The organism is Mesorhizobium sp. M0208 (assembly GCF_040322015.1).
In the GTDB taxonomy this organism is placed as follows: domain Bacteria; phylum Pseudomonadota; class Alphaproteobacteria; order Rhizobiales; family Rhizobiaceae; genus Mesorhizobium.
In genome coordinates this window covers 36,084-58,547 of sequence record NZ_JAMYSP010000014.1, presented here as the reverse complement: position 1 = coordinate 58,547, position 22,464 = coordinate 36,084, and the positions used below count along the sequence as shown (strand labels likewise).

24 protein-coding genes and 1 tRNA gene are annotated in these 22,464 nt (G+C 62.4%); 7 read left to right on the top strand and 18 right to left on the bottom strand.

What is annotated here, in order from left to right:
• The first annotated feature begins 42 nt into the window (after nucleotides 1-42).
• Nucleotides 43-501 (top strand): YbaK/EbsC family protein, encoded by a 459-nt coding sequence (locus tag NKJ17_RS16145; protein ID WP_352456594.1) that lies wholly within the window; start codon nucleotides 43-45, stop codon nucleotides 499-501.
• Nucleotides 502-539: 38 nt separating this feature from the next.
• Here NKJ17_RS16145 and NKJ17_RS16140 read toward each other — a convergent pair whose 3' ends face one another.
• The 7 genes from NKJ17_RS16140 to NKJ17_RS16110 form a co-directional block, all read right to left on the bottom strand.
• A complete protein-coding gene (locus tag NKJ17_RS16140; protein WP_352477180.1) occupies nucleotides 540-731 on the bottom strand; it encodes a hypothetical protein in 192 nt (63 codons plus the stop codon).
• A 121-nt stretch (nucleotides 732-852) separates the two neighbouring features.
• The gene (locus NKJ17_RS16135; protein ID WP_254817574.1) at nucleotides 853-1,047 is read right to left on the bottom strand and encodes a hypothetical protein; all 195 of its coding nucleotides are present in this window, start codon (nucleotides 1,045-1,047) and stop codon (nucleotides 853-855) included.
• Between the two features lie 826 nt (nucleotides 1,048-1,873).
• A tRNA-Pro gene (locus tag NKJ17_RS16130) sits at nucleotides 1,874-1,950 on the bottom strand.
• Nucleotides 1,951-1,986: 36 nt separating this feature from the next.
• Nucleotides 1,987-3,276 carry an O-antigen ligase family protein gene (locus tag NKJ17_RS16125; protein ID WP_352689376.1) on the bottom strand — a complete coding sequence of 430 codons (1,290 nt, stop codon included), beginning with the start codon at nucleotides 3,274-3,276 and terminating at the stop codon, nucleotides 1,987-1,989.
• Nucleotides 3,273-4,808, bottom strand: a complete 1,536-nt coding sequence (locus NKJ17_RS16120; RefSeq protein WP_352477292.1) for an undecaprenyl-phosphate glucose phosphotransferase — start codon at nucleotides 4,806-4,808, stop codon at nucleotides 3,273-3,275. Before NKJ17_RS16120 ends, NKJ17_RS16125 begins: the two co-directional genes overlap by 4 nt.
• 115 nt (nucleotides 4,809-4,923) lie before the next feature.
• Nucleotides 4,924-6,048 (bottom strand): glycosyltransferase family 4 protein, encoded by a 1,125-nt coding sequence (locus tag NKJ17_RS16115; protein ID WP_352650001.1) that lies wholly within the window; start codon nucleotides 6,046-6,048, stop codon nucleotides 4,924-4,926.
• Nucleotides 6,049-6,060: 12 nt separating this feature from the next.
• On the bottom strand, nucleotides 6,061-6,624 hold the full coding sequence (locus NKJ17_RS16110) for a polysaccharide biosynthesis/export family protein (protein ID WP_352689375.1): 564 nt from the start codon (nucleotides 6,622-6,624) through the stop codon (nucleotides 6,061-6,063).
• A 255-nt stretch (nucleotides 6,625-6,879) separates the two neighbouring features.
• On the opposite strand from NKJ17_RS16110, the gene NKJ17_RS16105 reads away from it, so the two are divergent.
• Nucleotides 6,880-9,120 (top strand): GumC family protein, encoded by a 2,241-nt coding sequence (locus tag NKJ17_RS16105; protein WP_352689373.1) that lies wholly within the window; start codon nucleotides 6,880-6,882, stop codon nucleotides 9,118-9,120.
• A gap of 21 nt (nucleotides 9,121-9,141) precedes the next feature.
• On the opposite strand, the gene NKJ17_RS16100 is transcribed toward NKJ17_RS16105, so the two are convergent.
• Nucleotides 9,142-10,371 carry a GNAT family N-acetyltransferase gene (locus tag NKJ17_RS16100; RefSeq protein ID WP_352689372.1) on the bottom strand — a complete coding sequence of 410 codons (1,230 nt, stop codon included), beginning with the start codon at nucleotides 10,369-10,371 and terminating at the stop codon, nucleotides 9,142-9,144.
• Between the two features lie 89 nt (nucleotides 10,372-10,460).
• Between NKJ17_RS16100 and NKJ17_RS16095 the strand changes: the two genes are divergently transcribed.
• On the top strand, nucleotides 10,461-11,519 hold the full coding sequence (locus tag NKJ17_RS16095) for a polysaccharide deacetylase family protein (protein ID WP_352689370.1): 1,059 nt from the start codon (nucleotides 10,461-10,463) through the stop codon (nucleotides 11,517-11,519).
• On the opposite strand, the gene NKJ17_RS16090 is transcribed toward NKJ17_RS16095, so the two are convergent.
• Nucleotides 11,516-11,743 carry a DUF2842 domain-containing protein gene (locus NKJ17_RS16090; RefSeq protein WP_254817582.1) on the bottom strand — a complete coding sequence of 76 codons (228 nt, stop codon included), beginning with the start codon at nucleotides 11,741-11,743 and terminating at the stop codon, nucleotides 11,516-11,518. The genes NKJ17_RS16095 and NKJ17_RS16090 overlap by 4 nt on opposite strands.
• Nucleotides 11,744-11,894: 151 nt before the next feature.
• Between NKJ17_RS16090 and NKJ17_RS16085 the strand changes: the two genes are divergently transcribed.
• Nucleotides 11,895-12,989: a COX15/CtaA family protein gene (locus tag NKJ17_RS16085; protein WP_352689369.1), complete on the top strand. Its 1,095-nt coding sequence runs from the start codon at nucleotides 11,895-11,897 to the stop codon at nucleotides 12,987-12,989.
• On the opposite strand, the gene NKJ17_RS16080 is transcribed toward NKJ17_RS16085, so the two are convergent.
• The 3 genes from NKJ17_RS16080 to speB are packed head-to-tail and all read right to left on the bottom strand — an operon-like array spanning nucleotide 12,979 to nucleotide 15,782.
• On the bottom strand, nucleotides 12,979-13,818 hold the full coding sequence (locus NKJ17_RS16080) for an aminoglycoside phosphotransferase family protein (RefSeq protein ID WP_352506482.1): 840 nt from the start codon (nucleotides 13,816-13,818) through the stop codon (nucleotides 12,979-12,981). The two genes, NKJ17_RS16085 and NKJ17_RS16080, sit on opposite strands and share 11 nt — an antisense overlap.
• Entirely contained in the window at nucleotides 13,819-14,745 is a 927-nt protein-coding gene (argC, locus tag NKJ17_RS16075) for an N-acetyl-gamma-glutamyl-phosphate reductase (RefSeq protein WP_352506481.1), read from the bottom strand.
• 29 nt (nucleotides 14,746-14,774) lie between these two features.
• The gene (speB, locus tag NKJ17_RS16070; RefSeq protein ID WP_352477301.1) at nucleotides 14,775-15,782 is read right to left on the bottom strand and encodes an agmatinase; all 1,008 of its coding nucleotides are present in this window, start codon (nucleotides 15,780-15,782) and stop codon (nucleotides 14,775-14,777) included.
• Nucleotides 15,783-16,087: 305 nt separating this feature from the next.
• Here speB and NKJ17_RS16065 point away from each other — a divergent pair, with 305 nt between their 5' ends.
• The gene (locus NKJ17_RS16065) at nucleotides 16,088-17,146 is read left to right on the top strand and encodes a glycerophosphodiester phosphodiesterase family protein (protein WP_352506480.1); all 1,059 of its coding nucleotides are present in this window, start codon (nucleotides 16,088-16,090) and stop codon (nucleotides 17,144-17,146) included.
• Between the two features lie 30 nt (nucleotides 17,147-17,176).
• Here the strand turns inward: NKJ17_RS16065 and NKJ17_RS16060 are convergent, their stop codons facing one another.
• Nucleotides 17,177-18,061: an aldo/keto reductase family oxidoreductase gene (locus NKJ17_RS16060; RefSeq protein WP_352506479.1), complete on the bottom strand. Its 885-nt coding sequence runs from the start codon at nucleotides 18,059-18,061 to the stop codon at nucleotides 17,177-17,179.
• A gap of 94 nt (nucleotides 18,062-18,155) precedes the next feature.
• Between NKJ17_RS16060 and NKJ17_RS16055 the strand changes: the two genes are divergently transcribed.
• The gene (locus NKJ17_RS16055; RefSeq protein WP_254817589.1) at nucleotides 18,156-19,049 is read left to right on the top strand and encodes a LysR family transcriptional regulator; all 894 of its coding nucleotides are present in this window, start codon (nucleotides 18,156-18,158) and stop codon (nucleotides 19,047-19,049) included.
• A gap of 109 nt (nucleotides 19,050-19,158) precedes the next feature.
• Here NKJ17_RS16055 and rpsI read toward each other — a convergent pair whose 3' ends face one another.
• The 5 genes from rpsI to NKJ17_RS16030 form a co-directional block, all read right to left on the bottom strand.
• The gene (gene rpsI / locus NKJ17_RS16050; protein WP_023717316.1) at nucleotides 19,159-19,641 is read right to left on the bottom strand and encodes a 30S ribosomal protein S9; all 483 of its coding nucleotides are present in this window, start codon (nucleotides 19,639-19,641) and stop codon (nucleotides 19,159-19,161) included.
• Nucleotide 19,642: 1 nt separating this feature from the next.
• Complete coding sequence (gene rplM / locus NKJ17_RS16045; protein ID WP_023674645.1) at nucleotides 19,643-20,107, bottom strand: 50S ribosomal protein L13; 465 nt, start codon at nucleotides 20,105-20,107, stop codon at nucleotides 19,643-19,645.
• Nucleotides 20,108-20,362: 255 nt separating this feature from the next.
• A complete protein-coding gene (locus NKJ17_RS16040; RefSeq protein ID WP_352506478.1) occupies nucleotides 20,363-20,761 on the bottom strand; it encodes a type II toxin-antitoxin system HicB family antitoxin in 399 nt (132 codons plus the stop codon).
• A gap of 26 nt (nucleotides 20,762-20,787) precedes the next feature.
• On the bottom strand, nucleotides 20,788-20,991 hold the full coding sequence (locus NKJ17_RS16035; protein ID WP_352506477.1) for a type II toxin-antitoxin system HicA family toxin: 204 nt from the start codon (nucleotides 20,989-20,991) through the stop codon (nucleotides 20,788-20,790).
• A gap of 34 nt (nucleotides 20,992-21,025) precedes the next feature.
• Entirely contained in the window at nucleotides 21,026-21,481 is a 456-nt protein-coding gene (locus NKJ17_RS16030) for a PaaI family thioesterase (protein WP_352506476.1), read from the bottom strand.
• A gap of 155 nt (nucleotides 21,482-21,636) precedes the next feature.
• Here NKJ17_RS16030 and NKJ17_RS16025 point away from each other — a divergent pair, with 155 nt between their 5' ends.
• Nucleotides 21,637-22,458 carry an enoyl-CoA hydratase gene (locus NKJ17_RS16025; RefSeq protein WP_352506475.1) on the top strand — a complete coding sequence of 274 codons (822 nt, stop codon included), beginning with the start codon at nucleotides 21,637-21,639 and terminating at the stop codon, nucleotides 22,456-22,458.
• Nucleotides 22,459-22,464: the final 6 nt, after the last annotated feature.

Sequence of the window (22,464 nt, the reverse complement as noted above, 5' to 3'; positions counted from 1 at the left end):
CTTGCCGGCGGCCACGGTGACGCCAGACGGAAATTGCCGGAGATGAGCCTCGAATCCGTTCGCGCCTTTTTCGCCGCACACGCGCCCGAAATTGATGTCATCGTCACGGAGGCAAGCTCGGCGACGGTGCCTTTGGCCGCCGAAGCGCATGGCGTAGCGCCGGCGCAGATTGCCAAGACGATCTGCTTGCGCGCCGGCGACCAGACGATGCTGATCGTGGCCAGCGGGATCTCCAGGCTGGACAATCGCAAATTCAAGGACCGGTTTGGTGGCAAGGCGCGAATGCTGGACGCCGAGCAGGTGCTCGCCGCGACCGATCATCCCGTCGGTGGGGTGTGCCCGTTCGGCCTACCGGCGCCGCTCCCGGTCTACTGCGACATCTCGCTGCGCGCCTTTGACGAGGTCGTCCCGGCGGCAGGCGCGACGAATGCCGCCGTACGGCTCAGCCCGCAACGCCTGGCCGAACTTGTCGACGCCGAGTGGGTGGATGTGTGCCAGTAGCCATTTATCCCGGTCGTGGGATCCGCTGAGCGTTACCGCTACTCGGTCTTCTGTGGCTCTTCTTTCTTGATCGTCTGAGCGTCCGTGACAGTCGACATATCGGCCTTCTCGACGCTCGCTGTCGTCTGCGTGTCGACCGATGCCTGGACCTTTGAATGCGCGGGGCAATCCGCAGAGGCAACTGATATGGACATGGTCAGTGCCGCGGCTATTGCGAGGAATGTCTTCATGATCATTCTCCTCGTTCGTTCGATGGGCAAACTTAGCCCGTCTGGCACCGACGGCCAAATCACATTTATTCACACGCTGGCCCAGTAATTCAAATGGCTGCGCGGATAGCCGCTTGCCGTATCAAAGCCCACTGGCTCCGGCCGGAGGATTTTTGGCGTTAAAGATCTCGCCGCTCAGAGCCAGTCTCAGGTCTTCGGCGCTGAGCTGACCACTTTCGAACAAATCCATCACCCTGCGGCCGAGCACTTCTCTGCCTGGATCGCCGTCAGCGAGGCCTAGTTCACGGCATCGGGCATCAAGTGCCTTGGTCAACATGGTCAGCTCGGCAGGACAGGCAACCCCTTGAAGCGACATTGCATCTCTCCCCTAAGGGCGAAAGCGCGTGGCATCTTCGTAGCGTCCGCTCGCCCTTACAACTGCGGACGACGGCAATTCAAATAAAGCCAACCTTTTTCGAACTCAACATTCAAACGTACCAAAACGCCGCGCGCTCCAATGCGAGGATCCTGCTACAATACGGTATGGCCGTCCGAATAGCGGTTATCCTCGCGCTTCTCTTCGCCTTCGCCTACGGTTTCGCAAAACTCGCGGAACATTATGGCAGAGTTGGCCACAGGCCCTCTCCGTGTGAAGAATTGCCCTATCCTGATTGTCCTGACCAAAAAGCTCTTCCGCGGGAAGAAACTGAGCCTTGAGCACGCCTGTTCAGGCCAGGCCAGCCATCGGGATTGATTTAGTTCTTTCCAACCGACGGTTGGTGGACGCATTGCAGCGGATGGGCCTAGGGTTCACTACGATCCGCGCGCACCGGGCATGCCCAAACCCCCGAGTCACCCCTGCCTGATGCAAGGCGCCTGATCGAGTCCCGCCGTTCTGGCATGTGCGGCGGGACCTTTTCTTATTGAAGCTGGAATACGGGCTCACGATAAAGGTTGGCGTACGCAGCAAAGCTTACCTACCTATTGCGGCGCGGTTTCTCGGTGGGCTTCTGGCTAGACGCCAGCCTCCGTGCCTCGCGCACGAGTGATGCGTGATCGATTCCTCGATGAGATCACGCGCCTGCGTATGTTGCGCTGGCTGCAGTGCGGTTATGTCTGTACAGCCAGTTTGGGGGAAAACTGGCTAAGCCTTTGGATTTTAATGGTCGGAGTGGCCGGATTCGAACCGACGACCCCTTGACCCCCAGTCAAGTGCGCTACCGGGCTGCGCTACACTCCGGACCGGTCGCGATGTATCGTGATAGACCGGCTCCGGTCAACCGAATTCGGTTGCTGTCCTGCCTGAAGCAACAGCAACGGGCATTGCCGGTCGCTGCGCCGCCCGCAGCTGCCACTGGTGGCGGTATTCGAGCGCGATGGCACCCCAGATCAAGCCAAGCAGCAGGTAGACATGGCGCCAGTGGTCGATGTCGATGAAGGTGCCGAGCCCGATATTGCCGATGAAGGCGACGTAGGCGCATAGAAGATAAGGCTGCCACGGCCGGTCGCGCAGCAGAATGCGGAAGCCGGCGGCGATCGTCCAGCACGTCAGCGTCAGGAACGACACGAAGCCGAGCCAGCCGTAATCCATCAGCATCTTCAGCCAGATGTCGTGCGTGTCCTCGCCGAACATCTTGCCGAAGACGAGCGGTCCGATGCCGAACGGATGCTCCAGTGCCATCTGAAAGCCGATCGTGTAGCGGGCGAAGCGGCCGAGGCGGGCGGTGTCGTAGCTTTGTTCAAGCTGTGCGCGGTTCGAGAACATCTCGGCGACGCCCGGCAGTTGCAGGATGACGATCATTGCGATGACCAGCAGTCCGACGGCGGCGATGGTCATGACGACCACGCGCAGCCGGAACTTGCCGCTGGCGCTCTGCAGGAACAAGGCACCGGTCAGCAGGATCGCCGAAACGGCGAACATGCCCCAGGCGCCGCGCGAAAAGGAAAAGAAGATGCCAGCGGTGATGATCAGCAGCGGCACAGCCAATAGAGGCATGCGCGCGACGGAGCCGGTCAGCAGCAGGTAGAGCAGGTAGATGCCCGGCAGCACCAGGAAAGGCCCGAACACGTTCGGGTCCTGGAAGGCGCCGGCGGCGCGGTCGTATTTGGTGAAGATCTCGGCTCCCGGAAAGGCATGGAAATAGCCGGCTATGCCGACCAGCGAAGTCAGCACCGCCGACACCACATAGGCGACGAAGATCACCCGATAGAGACTGGGCCGGACCGCCGTTACCGAAGCGAAGAAAACCGCGGTTAAGGCCAGGAACAGCGAGACGGCGAGATAGAGCGGCGTGCCGGCGAGGTCCGACATCTGCGTCATCGAGATCATGCCGCCGATGTTCATGATCAACAGCAGCACCAGAAGCGGTACCCCCGCGCGCTGTATGCGCATTCCGAACAAGGGCCACACCACGATCAGCCCGATCATATAGACGTCGTACGGCGCCGGCTCGGCAATGACGAAGCCGGACAGGAAGACGCCGAGGAAAACCGCCCCCGACGCAATCAGTGCGATCAGCTTGGCGTTGACCGCCGCCGCCGGCAATTCATAGGCCGTCGCGCTCAATATGCGTTTTCCGTGTTGAGCAGGCGGATCGGCGTCAGGAACAGGATTTTGAGGTCGAACAGGAGCGACCAGTTCTCGATGTAATACAGGTCGTATTCCGTCCGCATGCGAATCTTCTCGTTGGTGTCCATCTCGCCGCGCCAGCCATTGATCTGCGCCCAGCCGGTCACACCGGGCTTGACCTTGTGACGGGCGAAATAGCCGTCGACCACCTCATTGTAGAGGAGGTTGTGCGACTGCGCGGCAATGGCGTGCGGGCGCGGACCCACCAGCGACAGCGACCCGAACAGCGAATTGAAGAACTGTGGCAATTCGTCGATCGAGGTCTTGCGGATGAAGCGGCCGACGCGGGTGACCCGCGGATCGTTCTTTGTCACGGTCTGCTTCGCCGTCGGGTCCGCCTTGTCGGTGTACATCGACCGGAACTTATAGACCTCGATGATCTCGTTGTTGAAGCCGTGCCGCTTCTGGTGGAAAAGCACCGGCCCCTTGCTGTCGAGTTTGATCGCGATTGCGGTCGCCAGCATCACCGGCGAGAACACGATGATGCCGATGATCGAAAAGACGATGTCGAAGGCGCGCTTGGCGACCGAATCCCAGTCGTTGATCGGCTTGTCGAAGATATCGAGCATCGGCACCGAGCCGATGTAGGAATAGGCGCGCGGCCTGAACTGCAGCGCGTTCGAATGCGCCGACAACCGGATGTCGACCGGTAGCACCCATAGCTTCTTCAATAACTGCAGCACGCGCGATTCGGCGGTCAGCGGCAGTGATACGATCAGCATGTCGATGCGCGCGATGCGGGCAAATTCGATGAGTTCGGAAATTGTGCCGAGCTTGGGATAACCGGCGACAACCGGCGGCGACCGCTTATCGCCGCGGTCGTCGAAGATGCCGCAGATGCGGATGTCGTTGTAGGGCTGCCTTTCGACCGAGCGAATCAGTACCTCCGCCGCCTTGCCGCCACCGACGATGACGGCGCGGCGCTCCATCCGCCCATCGCGCGCCCAGCGCCGGATCAGCTTCGACATCACCAGGCGGAGACCCAGGATCAGCACGAAGCCAACAACAAACCACGTGCCGAAGAGCAGGCGCGAATAGTCTTCCGACATTTTCATGGTGAAGGCGGTGAGCGCCATCAAGGCGAACGTTCCGGCCCAGACCAGCAGGAGCCGGCCAAAATTGGCGATCGGCCGCATTAGCGCGACGATCTGGTAGCAGTCGGTGACGTCGAGCAGAACGACCGCGAGGAACGAGGTGGCGGCGATCGTCAGGGAGTATTGCCAGGCAAGATAGTTGAAAAAGCCGACGTAGTAGAAATAGACGGCAAGACCTGACACCAACAGCAGCGCGAATTCCACCATGCGCAGCACGCCGCTCACCATGATCGGCGACATCGTATCGCGCCGGTATTGCGAGGCGACCTGGCGGGCGACGTCGTTCATGCCGCCGGCCGTGTTGTTCTCGGCAGGGGCGTTGAATTTGCGCACCGCGTCTAGCGAAAAACGGCGCGCGGGGTCGATTTCGTTCATGGGGTGTCCGCAGGTTTCCCTCAGGTGAATAGCAAAAGAGAGCTAAGAAACCCTTGAAACAACAGATGGCTTTGGAGACGCTTTCACCAGGTGCAGCCCGGTGGAACCCGTTGCCCTATTTTTTTTGCGCGGCGAAATAAGCCTTTTCGATTTCAGCGGCCATTACATCGGCGCCGAATCGTGCCTTGAGGTCGGCGATGCCGGGCATCAGGCCCTTGTAGGCGTCGAGATCGGCCAATGCGGCGCTTATCTTGTCGCCAAGTTCGCGCGGGTCGGGCCGGATCAGGGCAGGCGAGCTGGTGTCGAAGATTTCCGGTATGCCGCCGACCGACGTCGCGATGATCGGCTTGCCGGCGGCGAGCGCTTCCAGAACGATATAGGGCATGGCTTCCGCGCGCGATGGAACGACGACCAGCTTGGCCAGCGTGAAGGCCAGCCTGGCCGGCATCGGCGCCAGGAAGCCGACGTCCAGGCCGCGCTGACTCACCTGGGCGCGATAGCGCGGCAGGTCGTCGCCGTCGCCGACCATCAGCGCCTTCAATGGGTGGCCGAGCCGTGTTGCGGCAAGCCCCAGCGCATCGATGAAGATGTCGGGGCCTTTGAGGTCTCGCATCATGCCGATGTAGAGGAGGTCAACCGCATTGTGCTCGGTCCGCACCGGCTCGAACTCTGCGGCGCGCAGGCCGTTGTGGACGAGAGCGTTCGGAATAGGCGGCTCGCCGACCTTCCTGCGATAAGTCCGTCGCTCATAATCGGAAACAAACAGCAGGCAATCGGTGAAGCGAGCCATGAAGCGCTCGAGCGCGAAGAACAGCTTCCCCATGGCGGTCGTCTCGTCATAGTGAAGCGAGCCGCCATGCGGCGAATAAAGGCGGGCTACGCGAGACCTGGATACCCGCAACAATGAGCCGAACAGACGGGCATAGGCGCCACCTTTGGCGCCATGCCCGTGCAGCACGTCCGGCCGCAATTCTTTTATGATCCTATAGGTGCGCCGGGCCGAGGCGAGATCGCCTGGCCCGACATGCCGCTGCATCGGCGTGCGGTGAATGCCGAGCGCCAGGCTGCCCTTCATCTGTTCGAACAGCCGTTCCTCGAAATCGCCGCCCGTCGTCGAATCGCAGACGATGCCGACGGCATGGCCGGCGGCGACCTGAGCCTCGGTCAGGTCGCGCACATGCCGGAAGATGCCTCCGACCGGTGAGCGAAAGCAGTGGACGATCCTGAGTGTGTCCGCCACTTGGTCAGCACATCAAAACAGGCGTTCGCGAACATAGACTGTATCGCCGGGCAGTAGCGGGTCGGAGGTCACCACGCGTCCGGTTATCACCTTGCCGTTGATGTCGCGGGTAATGTCGACGCTCTCCTGGTTGGCGCGTGGCGTGAACCCGCCGGCGATGGCGACGGCCTTCTGCACGGTCAGGCCCGGAACATAGGAATACTGGCCCGCCGCACCCACTTCACCCATGACGAAGATCGGTCGGTAGCGATCGATTTCGACAGAAACGTCAGGATCCCGCAAATAGCCCTGGCGCAGTTTCTCGGCGATCTCGCCCTCGAGCTGCTGGGCGGTGTGGCCGCGCGCCGGCACGTTGCCGACGAGCGGCAGCGAGAGATAGCCGGATTGGTCGACACTGTAGGTGTTGGTCAATCCTTCCTGCTCGAACACTGTGACGCGGACGCGGTCGCCGGCGCCGAGGCGATAGGGCTGGTCGAGAACTTCATGGAATGCGGCCGGCGTCGGCCGGTAGCTGGAGCAGCCCGAAAGCATCGATACGGCAAGCAGCGCGCGGAAAAGGGGAGCAATGCTTTTCATGAGCGGACACGTACCTTTGAATAGCCGGCGACTCTGCGGCAAACCTTAACGATCGAGCTCGGTTATCGTCCTGTTAGGGTTAATGGCCGGTAAAGGCGCGCGGCCGGTACGGGCCGGATCGACAAATGCAGATCGTTTTCAGCCTCTTGTTTGCGGCTTGTTAGTAGAGCCTAACAGGTTCTTACCGCGATATTAACGGCTGAGTTACCATAGTTGTTTACGGTGCATGCTGACTCAGTACCGGAGCAGGGATGCATGTCCGTTCAATCCGCGGCCGCAGATGTCGACATCGATCTCAGGCAGCTTTTCGCCAGCCTGGCGCGAAACTGGTTGCGCATCCTTGTCGTCGCGCTGGTTGTAACCGGCCTGGCCTTTGCGCTCGCCTGGCTTGCAACGCCCGAATACAAGGCGGCAGCCAAGCTGGAGATCGGGCCTCGAGAATCGGAGTTCACGCGGCCAGCCGGGGCCAACGGCAACGAGCGGTCGATTCCCGACGAAGAGGCTGTGGCCACCGAGGTCCAGATCATCTCGTCCCCCGACATCCTCAAACAGGTAGCGGCGAAGCTCAACCTGGCGAAATTGCCCGAATTCGACGAGGCGCTGAAGATGTCGGCGCTGAGCCGCGCCCTTGTCCTCGTTGGCTTGAAAAGCGATCCCTTCGAGATCCCGCTGGAAGAGCGCGTGCTGGACGCAATGCATGAGAAGCTCAACGTCTATGGCGTCGAAAAAACCCGTGCGATCGCAATCGAGTTCTCGTCAGAGGATCCACAGCTTGCCGCCGCGATCCCGAACGCGATTGCAAACGCCTATATCGCCTCCAAGGGCAACGCCAAGCTCGAATCGAATTCCGCCGCCACCGACTTTCTGGCGCCGGAAATCGCGGATCTGCAGAATCGGGTGAAGGAGGCGGAAGCCAAGGTTGCCGCATTCCGTGCCCAGTCCGATCTTTTGATGGGCGGCAACAATTCGGTGCTTGCCACCCAGCAGCTGTCCGAATTGTCGAGCGAATTGTCACGGGTGCGCGCCAACCGCGCTTCAGCGGAAGCGACCGCCGACAGCGTGCGCAGGGCATTGCGCAGTGGCGGCTCACTGGATGCCGTTCCGGAGGTGTTGTCGTCCGAACTGATCCAGCGCCTGCGCGAGCGCCAAGTCGAACTCAAGAACAACATCGCCGACCTTTCCACCACCTTGCTCGACAACCATCCGCGCATCCGGGCGCTGAGGTCGCAACTCGCCGATCTCGACCGCCAGATCCGCAACGAAGCGGAAAAGATCATGAAGGGTCTGATGGCGCAGGCCGAGACGGCAAAGGCGCGCGAGGCTCAACTCGTGGCCGACGTCAACACGCTGAAGGCGGCGTCCGCCCGCGCCGGCGAAGAGCAGGTGGAACTCGATGCGCTGCAGCGCGATGCCGCGACCAAGCGCCAGCAACTCGATCTCTACTCGTCCAGCTATCTCCAGGCGGCCGCACGCAAGGATCGCAACTACCTACCTGTTGACGCTCGCCTATTTTCGGAGGCCCGGGCGCCGACCGAACCCTATTTCCCCAAGATTGGTCCGATTGTCGGCGCGGCCTTTGTCGGCTCGTTGCTCATCATGGCGATCGTCACGTTGCTGCAGGAACTGTTTTCCGGCCGTGCCATGCGTCCGGCCGCCGGTGCCCATTTCGAACACATCGAGCAGGTTGCGATGCCGGCTGTCCAGGCCGAACGCGCATCGGCCGAGCCCGACCCGCCGGTTGCGCGGTCCGAACCGGCAGTCGCCGAGATCGACGACGACAGCATCATTGAAACCAAAGTGGAGCCGGAACCCGTCGCGGTGGCGGAAGCGGCTGCCGAGAAAATCGAACCGGAGTACTCTGAAATGGCTGCTGGAGACATTGAACCGGCACGTTCTATCCTCGGCGAGATCGACATCGACAAGGCCGCGGAAAAACTGATCGCCACCGGTGCAGCCCGGGCCATATTCGTGTCACCGGAAGGCGACGAGGCGGCTGCCTCGGCGGTGCTGGTGGCGCGCGCAGTCTCCGACGCCGGGCTACGCGTGCTGCTGCTTGATCTCACCGCTTCGGGTGCTGCCTCGCGGCCGATGCTGGACAGCGGGCTGTTTCCGGGCATCACCGATCTGCTCGCCTCGCAAGCGCAGTTCAGCGATGTGATCCACCCCGATCTTTATTCGGATTGCCACGTGATTCCCGTCGGCACAGCCGATCCGGTCCGTGCCATGCGCGCCGCCGACCGGCTGCCGATCATCATGCAGTCGCTAACCACGGCCTATGATCTGGTTGTGGTCGAATGCGGGCCGGCCGACGCGCAAGGCATCAGCCGCCTGGTGGGCGAGGGCACCGAGGTGCTGCTCTCCATGCTTGAGCCGGACGACCAGGTGACGCAAGCCGCAGTCGCGCTCATCGAGAGCGGTTATCCCGACCTAACGCTGGTCACGCCAATCGGCCATGTGGCGCCGGGGCCAATGCCGGGACGGCGCTCGGCGGCCTGAGGCATTTTTCTCAAATTGAAATCAGCTGTCGTCTTCGCCTGCGGCCGGTGCTGTCTGGCCCACGGCCTTGCGGCGCAGCAGCTTGGTCAGCTTCCAGACCATTGGGCTGTGCTTGATGAATGCTTTCAGGCTTGCGCCGTGCCTGAGCGCAAGCGCCAGCGCGCGACCTTTCAGCGTCAGCGGAACCAGCGCCTCGAAATGTTGCGTTTCGACATCGCACCACAATCGCTTGTAGGGTTCGTCACCGACCGAGAAATCATAGATTTCAAAACCTGCCTCGCAGGCTTCCTGGATGTTCTCGAAGAACAGGAAGTCGCCGGGGCTGGTGTGTGCGAGTTCGTCCTCGGCGATCGCCCCGAATTCGCAGATCAGCCGCTTGCCCGAGCGGCTCGATCCGGTGACCGCACGAAGCTTGCCGGCGACTTCCAGCCCATGCAGCACGAAGGACGGATCTTCCTCTTGGAGCGCGTCGGTAAACAGCGAGCGAAAAAAAGCGCGCACCTCCGCCTCACCGAAAACATTGGCGATGCCCATCTTGCGGAAGCGGAATTCCTTCATCTCGAAAAAGGCATCGAGCAGCCTGTTCACCTCGTCCGCAGTCCTCGCCTCGATGCGGCAATGGCTGCCGACGGCCCCGAATTTGCGCGCCTGCGAGCGATGCTTCTTGCGCCTGCGCTTGCCGCTCACGCGGATGAGCAATGAATCAAACCCTCCTGCTAGGCCGGCGGCCAGAGACAGATTGGGGCTCGAAAAATGCGGCAAGGCGGAGAGCGGGTTGGCAACGCCGTCGAGATCGGGCAGCAGCCGCTCTAGCGCGACAAGATCGATATCACGCCGCGCCTTGCCAATCGCAGCCAGCATAGCGCGGATCGCCGCGCTATCGGCACTCGCCAGCCATTGCGGGTCGGCGGCGGCAAAATTGCCGTTGGCATGGCGGCCGCCCATGAACCGGGCGACGCGGAACGCTCCACTGCGAGTGACCTCCAGCGCTAACGAGAAAACCGGCCTGTTGTCGGCGCGCAGCGTCGCAACGACGACGTCGGCGCCGGTATGTGCGGCCCAGTTCAGGATCCAGCCTGCGCTCTGCGGCGGGGCAAAAAGCGCCGAACGGCAGAATTCGGCGTACGCCGCCAGCGCCGCACTATCGGCAACCGAGATCGATAAGCCGGCTTTGCCGGCCGGCAAGGCATACGGCGACGCCTCGTTGCTTGCCAGCTGATTGCCGTCAAATGACGCGGTGGCGTCAACCATACCTCAATCCTTAGGGCGTATTCGTCGCGATTGGGGGTCCGCGCAGGCGCATTCCATGCTTGATGAGCTTAGGCGCAAAAGGTGAATGAATGATCGACGGGGGCGAGGCAATTCGCAAACTGGCGCTCAATCTCGCCCGCTATTCCGGTCTCGCGCCGCTGGCCAAGCCGTTTATCGGCGGCGTTGGCGTCATCCTGATGCTCCATCGGGTCACCGCGACGCCGGAAAAGCCGAATGGCGTCAACCGACACTTGAACATCGCGCCTGGGTTCCTCGATATCGTGATCGCCGACATGAAGGCGAACGGCTACAGGTTCGTCACGCTGGACGAGGCGATCGAGCGCATCAAGGCCGGCGACAAGGACGGCCAGTTCGCGACGATCACCGCCGACGACGCCTATCGAGACAACATGACCGAGGCGCTGCCGGTGCTGGAGAAGCACGGCGCGCCGATCACCATCTACGTCGCGCCGGGACTGATCGACGGCGCTGCCGATCTGTGGTGGGACGTGGTTGAGGATATCGTCAATGCGCGCGATCGCCTGACGCTGGCGACGCCGGACGGCCCGGTGACGATCGACTGCTCGAATCGGGGAAAAAAAGTCCAGGCCAATGCGCGCCTGCACGCCTATCTGACGCTGAAGGTGCACGAGCAGGACCAGCGTGCGGTGTTGCGCGATCTGGCGCGCTCGAACGGCATCGAGTTGGGCGGTCCGCGCCCGAGCACGCTGATGAACTGGGACGAGATCCGCACCATGGCCGGACACCCGCTGGTGACGATCGGCGCGCATAGCGTCAATCATTGCAATCTGAAGCGGCTTTCCGAGAGCGACGCGCGGCATGAGATCGGCGACGTCAAGCGCATATTGCAGGCCAAACTCGGCGAGGAGCCGCGCCATTTCGCCTATCCCTACGGTCATGCCAGCGCAGTCGGCCGCCGCGAAGTGGGCCTTGTCCGCGATGCCGGCTATGCGTCGGCGGTGACGACCCGCCACGGCGTACTGCGCGCCGAGCATGCCGGGTTCCTGCATGCCCTGCCGCGCATTTCAGTCAACGGCCGCTATCAGAGCATCGCCCACATCCGAACCATGTTGTCGGGCGTGACGACGCCGCTGGCCAATGCTGGCAAGACGGTGGTGACGATTTAACTGTTGCCTCGGCCCTTCGGCCGCGGCTCGAGGATCAGCCACTTGATGATGCCCATCGCCGGCAGCACCCACAAAAGCCCGCTCAGCAGGAAGAAGATGAAGTGCGCCAGCGGCCCGGACTGCGACAGTTGGGCGACCGCGACGATCGAGGCGACCAGCGCATAGACGACGACCAGCACTACCAGCAGGAAGCTTCCGATCAGCTTTTTCAGGCGAATGGGCATGGCGCGATCTCGTTGATCGCTATCGCTTAGGCCGAACGGCGAATGCGCGCAACCCGCCAGAAACGGCGCGACGGCGTGCCGCGTCGCCCGGCCTTGCAAGCCGGGTTGCGATGGTTCACCAATCCGCGACTTCAACTGCCGGGACAAACCCATGGCTGCTGCCATATCCGACGACGCGCCCTTCGCCGCCCGCGATCGAGACGTTCGCAATCGTGCACTGGTGCGCGGTTGGCTCTATGTCGTGCTGCTCGTGCTGTTTGCGCTGGTGGTGGTCGGCGGCGCTACGAGGCTCACCGATTCCGGCCTGTCGATCACCGAATGGGAGCCGATTCACGGCGTCATCCCGCCGCTCAACGATTCCGAGTGGCAGGAGGAGTTCCTGCGCTACCAGCAGATCCCGCAATATGCCGAACTCAACAAGGGCATGAGCATCGTGGCGTTCAAGTCGATCTTCTGGTGGGAATGGGTGCATCGTATCCTGGCACGTAGTGTCGGCGCGGTCTTCGCCCTGCCGCTGCTGTTCTTCTGGGTGACGCGCCGCATTGAGCGGGGCCTCGGCACGAGATTGTCGGGCATCCTCCTGCTCGGCGGGCTGCAGGGCGCGATAGGCTGGTGGATGGTGGCATCCGGCCTGGTTGACCGGGTTTCGGTCAGCCAATACCGGCTGGCGACGCATCTGACGCTGGCGGCGCTGATCTTCACGGCGACCATGGTTGTCGCGCGTGGGCTGGCGCCGCACTCGGAACCTGCCGCCGACCGCTCGACGCAACGTCTGGCCGGCATTCTGGTACTGCTGGCGCTGGTCCAGATCTATCTCGGCGGGCTGGTCGCGGGGCTTGACGCCGGCTTGAGCTACAACACCTGGCCGCTGATGGACGGCAAGCTGGTCCCTGGCGACCTGCTGCTGCTCGAGCCGGCGTGGCGCAATTTCTTCGAAAATCCGAAGACAGTGCAGTTCGTCCACCGGATCGGCGCCTACACGATCTTCGCGGTCGCGCTCTGGCATATGATCGCGACACGCCGGCGTCTGCCCGGCACGACGCATGCCCGACGCGCGACGCTGCTGTTCCTGATTGTCGTGGTGCAGGCGTCGATCGGCATCGGCACCCTGTTGATGCAGGTGCCGCTGCACATGGCCCTGACGCATCAGGCATTCGCGCTGGTTCTGCTGGGCTTCGCCGCTGCGCATTGGCGCGGTACCAAGGGCGCTTACCCGCTGCCCCACGAGATCGCTCTCAGAGGCTGAGCCGCACCCGCCAGATTGCTGCGGCAATCGCCAGCTCGCGGTTTTCGTCGACCGCATTGCGATCTTCATGGTGCCATGCAGCCGACAGGCAGCCATAGGCAACGGCGTGGTCCAGTACGGCAGGCCCCGTCTGGCCGAGCGTGGCGCCAAAGACTTGCGCCATATGGGCGATCCGCCTCGGATCGAGGCAAAGATCATCTCGGTCGAGTGGGTTGTAGAACATGTTGGCGGCGTCGAAACCCAGGTCGCCGAGGACGCCCTTCGGATCGATCGCCAGCCAGCCGCGTGGACCGTGCATGATGTTGTCGTGATGCAGGTCGCCATGCAGCGGCCGTACGTCGTGCGGATTGGACAACAGCCGTTCCGCGATTTCGGCAGCTTCGACATACAGGCTCTTTTCGCCGGCGGCGCGATCGGCCTTCGCCTTTTTGAACAGGCTGGAAAACCGTCTCCGCAACGGCTGAAGGTCCGGCGGGGCGGCGTGCTTCGACGGCGAGACCAGTCTTGCCATCACCTCGGCCGCGATGGCGGTGGCGGCATTGTCGTCCTGATCCGCAATGATCTGTGACAGCGAGATTTCGCCGGCGTATTCGAGCAGCATGCGGTGGCCGTCGCGGCCGAGCAGCCGCACCGCGCCTTCGCCGCGTCGCCAGGTGAGGAAATGCTCGCCACGCAACTCGTCCTCCACATCGTCGAAAGGCTTTAGATCCTTGACGATTGCCGGTGAGCCGTCCTCGCGAACAACTTTCCAGATGCGGCTACCGAACGTTTCGGCAATGAGCTCCGGCGCGCCGACCTTCCAGCGCTTTGGAAATCTCGGCGCATCCATTCAAAGGCCGAGCATCAGATCCATGTTCTGCACAGCGGCGCCCGAGGCGCCCTTGCCGAGATTGTCGTAGACGGCAATCAGCAGCGCCTGCGCCCTGTTATCATTGGCAAAGACATAAAGCTTCATCCGGTTGGTGCCGTTGTAGATCTCCGGATCGATGTCGGGCATGCGTTCCTGATGCAGATACGGCGCCACCTCGACCACGCCGCCATCGATGGAAGCGAAATGATCGGCGATTGCCGCATGAAGCTCGGCGCCGGTCGGCACATGGTCGAGGCCGCCGAGTTGCAGCGGCACCACGGTGATCATGCCTTGCGCGAAATTGCCGACTGCCGGCTGCATGATCGGATCGTGCGAAAGCTTGGCATAGGTCCTTAGCTCAGGCACGTGCTTGTGCTGCAGCGTCAGCCCGTAGGGCAGGAATTCCGGCGCATCTTCGCCCTTGGCGACATAATCCTCGATCATCGGCCGGCCGCCGCCGGAATAGCCGGAAATGCCGTTGACGGTGACCGGAAAATTGGCCGGCAACAGCCCCGCCGCAACCAGCGGCCGCAGCGTCGCGATCGGTCCTTGCGGCCAGCAGCCCGGATTGGCGACGCGCTTCGCCGAAGCGATCTTCTTCGCCTGTTCCTTTTCCATTTCGGCGAAACCATATTCCCAGCCCTCGGCGACGCGATGCGCCGTCGAGGCGTCGATCACCTTGGTGGTGTCATTGGCGATCAGCGAAACGCTTTCCTTAGCGGCCGCGTCCGGTAGGCAGAGGATCGCAACATCGGCGGCATTGAGGAACTCGGCGCGCGCTGCCGTTTCCTTGCGGCGTTCGGCCGGGATGGAGATGATTTCCAGGTCGCCGCGCTCGGCAAGCAGCGCCCTTATCTGCAAACCGGTGGTGCCGTGCTCGCCGTCGATGAAGATTTTCGGTTTCATTGCCTGCCAAAATTCCTGTTATCTCAAAGCTATATGCCGCTTGCCTGATTCAATCCGGCAACGCTGTGGTTGCTCTGGTTCATGTCCTCGAGCCGGGCCTTTCGTTCCGCCAGCAGCCCGAGATAGTGCATGGCCACCATCGAGCCGGCAATTGCCGTTATATCGGCGTGATCATAGGCTGGCGCAACCTCGACGACGTCGGCGCCGACGATATCGACCTGGTTGATCTGGCGCAGCACCGACAGGATCTTTGCCGAAGACGGGCCTCCCGCGACCGGCGTTCCCGTGCCGGGCGCAAAAGCCGGATCCAGACAATCGATGTCGAAAGTGACGTAGGTCTTCTTGCCGCCCGTACGGTCGACGATGGCATAGGCGATGTCGGACGCCCGCATTTCCTCCACTTCATGGCCATATAGGATCTTGATGCCGAATGTGTCGGGCGCATGGGTTCGGATGCCGATCTGGATCGAGCGGTCGGGATCGATGATGCCTTCCTTGACCGCACGGCCGACGAAGGAGCCGTGATCGATGCGCTTGCCGTCGTCGGGCCAGGTGTCCTGATGTGCGTCGAACTGCACCAGGGCCAGCGGGCCGTGGATGGCGGCATGCGCCTTGAGCAGCGGCCAGGTGACGAAATGATCGCCGCCGAGTGAAAGCAGAAAGGCGCCGGATTTCAAGATCTTCGCCGCTTCGCGCTCGATCGTGGCAGGCGTCTTCTGGTGATTGCCGCTGTCGAGCAGGCAGTCGCCAAAGTCGATCACAGCAAGCTGTTCGAACAGGTCGCGCGAAAACGGATATTGCGGATCGTTGTCGAGGATGGCCGAGGCGCGGCGAATCGCCTGCGGTCCGAAACGAGCGCCCGGCCGATTGGTGACCGCCGCATCGAAGGGAATGCCCCACACCACTACATCGGCGCCCTTCACGTCCTTCGAATATTTGCGCCGCATGAACGACAGCGCGCCGGCATAGGTCGGCTCAAACGACGCGCCCGTCCTGGAGCGGGTGGTGAAGGCGTGATCGATGGTCCTTGGCGGCATGAAGCGATCTCCTGTGCGTCGACGCGCAACCTTATTGGACATAATTCTCAGAATTGCGACCCCTGCGGAGGATCACGGCCATTCGATCCGGTCACAAATCCTTGCTCGCCAGGCGAACCCCGCATGGCCGGCCCGGAGATTGCCTGGTAAATAACCGAAAGTAGCCGCCAACGGCTGCTTCGGCCGGCATTGATCTGATTTTCCTGCGTTTGCGAAGCCGGCTTCGTTCACCTGCCTGTCACGGGCATCGCTTAACCGGGGTGCGATCCCGGTACGGAGCGATTCTCGTGCGAACGACTTGTCTCATGCGAACGATTTGGCTGAGCCTTCTGCTTTCCGCGGCGCTGGTGGTCTCCCTTGGCCAGGCATTGGCGGGTGAAACGCGCGCCAGGCAGATTCTCGACCGTTTCGAGCACGCCAACCAATGGCGCGACCATGTGATGGTGGCCGCGCACCGCGCCGGCGGCATGCAGGCCGGCAAGACGCTCTATCCCGAAAACTCGATCGCCGCCGTCGAGGCGTCGATCGCAATGGGCGCCGAAATCGTCGAGGTCGACATCAGGCGCTCGAAGGACGGAGAATTCGTCGTCATGCATGACAGCTGGCTTGACCGCACCACGACCTGCAAGGGCGAGGTGGTCAACCGCACATTGGCCGAACTCAAGACCTGCCGATTGGTGATCGAAGGCACCGGCGCCGTTACGGGCGAGACGGTCTCGACGTTGCGCGAGATGCTGGTGGCGACCAGGGACAGGATTCTCGTCAACCTCGACAACAAGCTCGACACCGGAAGCCTCGCCGGCATGGTCGCCGTCGCCCGCGATCTCGGCATGGCCGAACAGGTGATCGTCAAAGAGAACCTGTGGAATGCGGAGAGGATCGCCAGGGTCAAGGCTGCCATGGCCGAGATCGGCAGCGGCTTCCAGTTCATGCCGATCATCGCCGATGACGCGGTTCGCGACGCCATGTTTGCCGAGGAACTGAGCCGGGCCTTCCCGATGCGCGCAGTCGAGATGATCAACTGGCGCATGGGATCAGAGACGCTGACGGAGACCGGCGGCCCGCTGTTCAGCCCGCGCATGCGCGCGCTGGCGGTAAGGGGCGACTGGCACATCTGGGCCGACACCTATGCCATCGTCAACAAGCCGGGCGGCTTCCTCGCCGGCGGTCGCGGCGACGAGCTGGCGGTCGCGGCCAGCCTGCCGCGCGAGACCTACGGCTTCTGGGTCGAGCGCGGCGCCACCATCATCCAGACCGACGAACCGAAGGCGGCCATCGGTTGGCTGGCGGCGAACGGTTTTCGCGTGCCCTACGCCGGTGAGAAGCGCCCGGCCGAGCCGGCGAATACGGCCAGCATTAACTAACGCCGGGCACGAACCAGAGCGATTGCCGCGCTACGCGTGAGCGGGGACAGTTCCGGCGATACTGTCCAATTCCTCGATCGCATCTTCGGGCAACGCGAGATCGCCCGCGGCGAGGTTCTCCCTGAGATGCGCGACGGAAGACGTGCCTGGGATCAGAAGAATGTTGGGCGCGCGGCGAAGCAGCCAGGCGAGCGCGACCTGCATGGGCGTGGCGCCGAGGCGTGCGGCGACCTTGGACAAGGTCGACGACTGCAACGGATTGAAGCCGCCAAGCGGGAAGAACGGCACATAGGCGATGCCGTCGCGGGCGAGATCGTCAATCAAGGCATCGTCGCCCCGATGCGCCAGATTGTACTGATTCTGCACGCAGACGATCTTGCAAATCCTGCGGCCTTCGGCGATCTGCGCAGCGGTGACGTTGCTCAGCCCGATGTGGCGCACGAGGCCCTGTCGCTGAAGCTCGGCGAGCGTCGCAAGCGGCGCCTCGATCGACCCTCCGGCGGGGCCATGCGCGTCGAACATGATCCGAAGGTTGACCGCCTCCAGCACGTCGAGCCCGAGATTGTGCAGATTGTCGTGCACCGCCTGGGTGAGTTCTTGGGCCGAGAAGGCCGGCAGCCACGATCCGCCCTGGCCGCGCCTGGCGCCGATCTTGGTGACTATAACGAGGTCGTCAGGATAGGGTGCGAGCGCTTCGCGGATCAACAGGTTAGTCACGTGCGGGCCATAGAAGTCACTGGTGTCGATGTGATTGACGCCTTGTGCAACGGCTTCGCGCAGCACGGCCAATGCCGTGTCGTGGTCCTTTGGTGGCCCGAAGACGCCGGGCCCTGCGAGTTGCATGGCGCCGTAGCCGAGCCGTCTGACTTTGCGGTCGCCGAGGATGAATGTGCCGGACTGGTCGATACTGGACATGGTCTTTCTCCTTCAGGGATGGCGCACAGATAGACGCTGTCCGATCCAATGATAATTGGGTACAATCCGCACAGGCTGTGCGGAATGACGAACAATGAAGATCGATCTCGGGGATCTGAACGCTTTCGTGGCCGTAGCGCGCGCCAAGGGTTTTCGCGATGGCGCCCGCGCCAGCGGCGGCAGCGCGTCGGGGTTGAGCGAGGCCGTGCGGCGTCTGGAGACGCAGCTCGGTGTCAGGCTGCTCAACAGGACGACCCGCAGCGTCGTCCTGACGGAGGCCGGCGAAGGCCTGCTGGCGCGGCTCGGTCCAGCCTTGACCGAGGTGGAGTCGGCTCTCGACGTGGTGAACGGCTTTCGCGACAGGCCGGCGGGCTTGTTGCGCCTCAACGTGCCGGTCAGCGCGGCGCGGCTGGTCCTGCCCAGCATCGTCCCGCGGTTCCTTGCCGCCTATCCCGGCATCCGGCTGGAGGTGATCGCTGAGGAAAGCTTCGTCGATGTGCTGGCGGCCGGCTGCGACGCCGGCATCCGCTACGACGAGCGGCTGGAGCAGGACATGATCGCCGTGCCGATCGGACCGCGCGTGCAGCGCTTCGCCACCGCCGCCAGCCCTGCCTACCTGGATCGTCATGGCCGGCCGCAACACCCGAGCGACCTGCTCGGCCACGCCTGCCTGCGCGGCCGCTTTGCCAGCCGTGCGATGCCGCCGTGGGAATTCGAGCGCGACGGCGAGGTGGTGCGGGTCGACCCGACGGGGCCGCTTCTCGTGACCCTGGGCGGGGCGACGGACCTCAAAGTCGATGCAGCCATCGCTGGCACCGGCATCATCAGCCTGTTCGAAGATTGGCTACGCCCTCATTTCGAGAGCGGGGCGCTCGAGCCGCTGCTTGAACCCTGGTGGCAGAGCTTCTCCGGGCCGTTCCTTTATTATCCCGGCCGGCGCCTCGTGCCGGCGCCGCTCCGGGCGTTTATCGACTTCATCAAGGCCTGAAGTCTGCCACGATGCGAGCGAGCCGCGCCTGCCGCCGGTGATTGGTTGCCGCCATTCATGAAAAGGCCGCCCGGAGGCGGCCTTTCGATAGCGTGTAATTGCGCAGCGCTTAGCGCTTGGAGAACTGGAAGCTCCGGCGGGCCTTCGCCTTGCCGTACTTCTTGCGCTCGACGACGCGGCTGTCGCGGGTCAGGAAGCCGCCCTTCTTGAGTACGGCGCGCAGCGCCGGCTCGTAATAGGTCAGCGCCTTGGAGATGCCGTGGCGCACGGCACCGGCCTGGCCGGAAAGGCCGCCGCCGATGACGGTGGCAACGATGTCGTACTGGCCGGCGCGGTTGGCCGCGATGATCGGCTGGTTGAGGATCATCTGCAGGACCGGACGCGCGAAATATTCGGCGAACACCTTGTCGTTGACGACGATCTTGCCGGAGCCGGGCTTCACCCAGACGCGCGCGATGGCGTTCTTGCGCTTGCCGGTGGCATAGGCGCGGCCCGATTTGTCGAGCTTCTGGACATGGACGGGTGCCGCCGGCTGGGTGTTGGTGTTACCGGTGGCAGTTCCGAGTTCTGCGAGCGAGGAAAGCTCAGCCATCTTACGAAACCTTCTTGTTCTTGGCGTTCAGCTTGGCCACGTCGAGGACAACGGGCTGCTGGGCGACATGCGGATGTTCCGTGCCTGCATAGACGCGGAGATTCTTCATCTGGCGTCGGCCGAGCGGGCCGCGCGGGATCATGCGTTCGACGGCCTTTTCGACGACACGCTCGGGAAAGCGGCCCTCGAGCAGCTGGCGCGCGGTGCGCTCCTTGACGCCGCCGGGGTGGCCGGTGTGCCAGTAATAGACCTTGTCGGTGAACTTCTTGCCGGTGAACACCACCTTGTCGGCATTGATGACGATAACGTTGTCGCCGTCGTCGACGTGCGGGGTGAAGGTGGGCTTGTGCTTGCCGCGAAGATGATTGGCGATGACAGTGGCGAGACGGCCGACGACGAGACCCTCGGCGTCGATCAGCACCCACTTCTTCACCACATCCGCAGGCTTCTGCGAAAAGGTTGCCATGGATTGTTGCTTTCGGTTCGGACCTTCAAAAGAAGGCGTTTCTTGTTGCTTGGATTGGCAAAAGGCACTTGCCGTCGCCAATAACAAAACGGCGGCCTTTGCGGGCCGCTGCTTCGTCACGGTTTATAGGGGAGGGTGGTTATCGCGTCAAGGCGCATGAAATGATTGCTGGAAGATAAACTTAAATGAAAACAAGGATTTGAGTTAAAGGTATGATTTTACCACATCGCGATTTTGGCCCTGTGTCAGGTGAGTTCAGTGCTTTGCCTCGATTTCCTTGCGAGCTGCGCTGGAGAGGAATGCCGATCGCGTTATGCCTCGGTCGCGCGCTGCGGCGTCGATCGCCCGCAAGACGCCGCGCTCGAAAGTTACATTCGCCCTTACGACGGCGCTGTCATTGTCGATGAGTGGTACCGAGACCAGATAGCCTCCTTCAGCAAGTGCTTTGCGTATATCCGCAAGCGCAACGATCGCCTCATGGCTGGACGGTTCGGGAACAGGCATGTCCTCCGCCCACAGTTGCAACGCTTCGACTGCATTCGGAACGATGTCTTCCGCCTCGTCCGCGGCTGAAAAGCAGCCGGGAATGTCGGGAAAGCGAATGCCGAACGCGCTGTTGGGATCTTTATCGACCAACGCGAAATAGTTCTTCATCTCAGCCTCCAAGACGCTTCAGGTACCTATATCCAGCCCGCTTGTTTGGAGATGGCGCGAGCTGTACCGGTTGGTAGATCCTTCTCCGGATGCGGAACGATCAACACGATCTCGCCCTTTCGAAACTTGTGATGCGAGCCGCGTACGGAAACCAGCTCGAAACCATCATCCTCGAGACGCTTCACGATTTTGCGGCTGTCACGCTCAAACAAAAATCCCTGTGCGCACATATATACACATCAACAAAAAATTCAATAGAAAGCATCAGGCCGGTACCCGCCTTGGTGGGATCGAATAGGTGCCCGTTGCGTGCGCTACCGTGTGTCTCTCAGGCCCGGCGACGATGTCGATGTCGAACACCATCAGGCTCTTGCCCAGCTTCAGGATGCGGCAATGGCCGTCGATCGGCCCGGCCTCGGCCTTGCGGACGAAATTGATGTTGAGGCTGGTGGTGACCGAAAGCGCATCCGGTCCGGCATGCGATAGCACGCAGACATAGCCGCCTATGTCGGCCAGCGTGAACAGCGCCGAACCCGACACGGTGCCGCCGGGGCGCAAATGGCGCTCGTCGGCATTGAGTCGCACGATACAGCCGCCTGGAAACACCTCCAACGCCTCATAGAAGGTGAACTGGTCGTTGAGCTGCGGGAAAACGGTTGCCATCAGCGTGTTGATTTCGGCAGCCGCCAGCATCGGCTGGAGATTGCTTTGGGCAGGCATTTCAGTCTCCCGGTTTGCGCCCTGCTTGTATGAACGCGACGTGGCGTTTCTGGCAACGGCCATTCATTAGGGCAGAAGCGGACGAGGGAGTTGGACGAAGCGAGCCGGCATACTAGATTAGTTCATCACCGATCCGGAATCGCAGAGGAACGATCATGGCCGAAATCGTCGCCATCAAGCCTGCCGTTGCCGAAGGGCCGGTCGTCTCCAGGCTGGACAACGGCGTGCTGCGCCTGACGCTCGCCAATCCGCCGGCCAACGCTCTTTCGCTTGCAATGATGGCGGCGCTGACGGCGGAACTCGACCGCGCCAAGGCCGACAAATCCGTCCGCGTCATCGTGCTTGGGGCGACCGGCAAAGTGTTCTGCGCCGGGCACGACCTCAAGGAGTTGAGCGCGCACCGCGCCGATGCCGATCGCGGCAGGGCCTTCTTCGAAAAGACGTTTTCCGCCTGCGCTTCCCTGATGCAGGCGATCGTTCGCCATCCTAAGGCGGTGATCGCCGAAGTCGATGGCCTGGCGACAGCGGCCGGATTGCAGCTGGTCGCCAGCTGCGACCTCGCCATCGCCTCGCACGAGGCGACCTTCTGCACGCCTGGCGTCAATATCGGCCTGTTCTGCTCGACGCCGATGGTCGCGCTGTCGCGCAACGTCTCGCGCAAGTACGCCATGGAGATGCTTTTGACCGGCGAGACGATCGATGCGGTAACCGCCAAGGAATTCGGCTTGGTCAACCGCGTCGTGCCGCGCGAATATCTGAATCAAATCGTCACCAAATACGCGCAAACCATTGCCTCCAAATCGTCCTTGGTCGTCAAGATCGGCAAGGAAGCGTTTTATGAGCAGGCCGAGATGGGGCTGGCCGAGGCCTATGACTACACCGGGCGCGTCATGGTCGAGAACATGCTGGCGCGCGATGCGGAAGAGGGCATCGGCGCCTTCATCGGCAAGCGCAAGCCGGAATGGCCGGAGGAATAGGAGGCG

What these genes read in the sequence shown, in the direction of transcription:
- NKJ17_RS16145 (WP_352456594.1), top strand. Translation starts at nt 43, where the DNA reads ATGAGCCTCGAATCCGTTCGCGCCTTTTTCGCCGCACACGCGCCCGAA.
- NKJ17_RS16140 (WP_352477180.1), bottom strand. Translation starts at nt 731, where the DNA reads ATGAAGACATTCCTCGCAATAGCCGCGGCACTGACCATGTCCATATCA.
- NKJ17_RS16135 (WP_254817574.1), bottom strand. Translation starts at nt 1,047, where the DNA reads ATGTTGACCAAGGCACTTGATGCCCGATGCCGTGAACTAGGCCTCGCT.
- NKJ17_RS16120 (WP_352477292.1), bottom strand. Translation starts at nt 4,808, where the DNA reads ATGAACGAAATCGACCCCGCGCGCCGTTTTTCGCTAGACGCGGTGCGC.
- NKJ17_RS16110 (WP_352689375.1), bottom strand. Translation starts at nt 6,624, where the DNA reads ATGAAAAGCATTGCTCCCCTTTTCCGCGCGCTGCTTGCCGTATCGATG.
- NKJ17_RS16105 (WP_352689373.1), top strand. Translation starts at nt 6,880, where the DNA reads ATGTCCGTTCAATCCGCGGCCGCAGATGTCGACATCGATCTCAGGCAG.
- NKJ17_RS16100 (WP_352689372.1), bottom strand. Translation starts at nt 10,371, where the DNA reads ATGGTTGACGCCACCGCGTCATTTGACGGCAATCAGCTGGCAAGCAAC.
- NKJ17_RS16095 (WP_352689370.1), top strand. Translation starts at nt 10,461, where the DNA reads ATGATCGACGGGGGCGAGGCAATTCGCAAACTGGCGCTCAATCTCGCC.
- NKJ17_RS16090 (WP_254817582.1), bottom strand. Translation starts at nt 11,743, where the DNA reads ATGCCCATTCGCCTGAAAAAGCTGATCGGAAGCTTCCTGCTGGTAGTG.
- NKJ17_RS16085 (WP_352689369.1), top strand. Translation starts at nt 11,895, where the DNA reads ATGGCTGCTGCCATATCCGACGACGCGCCCTTCGCCGCCCGCGATCGA.
- NKJ17_RS16080 (WP_352506482.1), bottom strand. Translation starts at nt 13,818, where the DNA reads ATGGATGCGCCGAGATTTCCAAAGCGCTGGAAGGTCGGCGCGCCGGAG.
- argC (WP_352506481.1), bottom strand. Translation starts at nt 14,745, where the DNA reads ATGAAACCGAAAATCTTCATCGACGGCGAGCACGGCACCACCGGTTTG.
- speB (WP_352477301.1), bottom strand. Translation starts at nt 15,782, where the DNA reads ATGCCGCCAAGGACCATCGATCACGCCTTCACCACCCGCTCCAGGACG.
- NKJ17_RS16065 (WP_352506480.1), top strand. Translation starts at nt 16,088, where the DNA reads ATGCGAACGATTTGGCTGAGCCTTCTGCTTTCCGCGGCGCTGGTGGTC.
- NKJ17_RS16060 (WP_352506479.1), bottom strand. Translation starts at nt 18,061, where the DNA reads ATGTCCAGTATCGACCAGTCCGGCACATTCATCCTCGGCGACCGCAAA.
- NKJ17_RS16055 (WP_254817589.1), top strand. Translation starts at nt 18,156, where the DNA reads ATGAAGATCGATCTCGGGGATCTGAACGCTTTCGTGGCCGTAGCGCGC.
- rpsI (WP_023717316.1), bottom strand. Translation starts at nt 19,641, where the DNA reads ATGGCTGAGCTTTCCTCGCTCGCAGAACTCGGAACTGCCACCGGTAAC.
- rplM (WP_023674645.1), bottom strand. Translation starts at nt 20,107, where the DNA reads ATGGCAACCTTTTCGCAGAAGCCTGCGGATGTGGTGAAGAAGTGGGTG.
- NKJ17_RS16040 (WP_352506478.1), bottom strand. Translation starts at nt 20,761, where the DNA reads ATGAAGAACTATTTCGCGTTGGTCGATAAAGATCCCAACAGCGCGTTC.
- NKJ17_RS16035 (WP_352506477.1), bottom strand. Translation starts at nt 20,991, where the DNA reads ATGTGCGCACAGGGATTTTTGTTTGAGCGTGACAGCCGCAAAATCGTG.
- NKJ17_RS16030 (WP_352506476.1), bottom strand. Translation starts at nt 21,481, where the DNA reads ATGCCTGCCCAAAGCAATCTCCAGCCGATGCTGGCGGCTGCCGAAATC.
- NKJ17_RS16025 (WP_352506475.1), top strand. Translation starts at nt 21,637, where the DNA reads ATGGCCGAAATCGTCGCCATCAAGCCTGCCGTTGCCGAAGGGCCGGTC.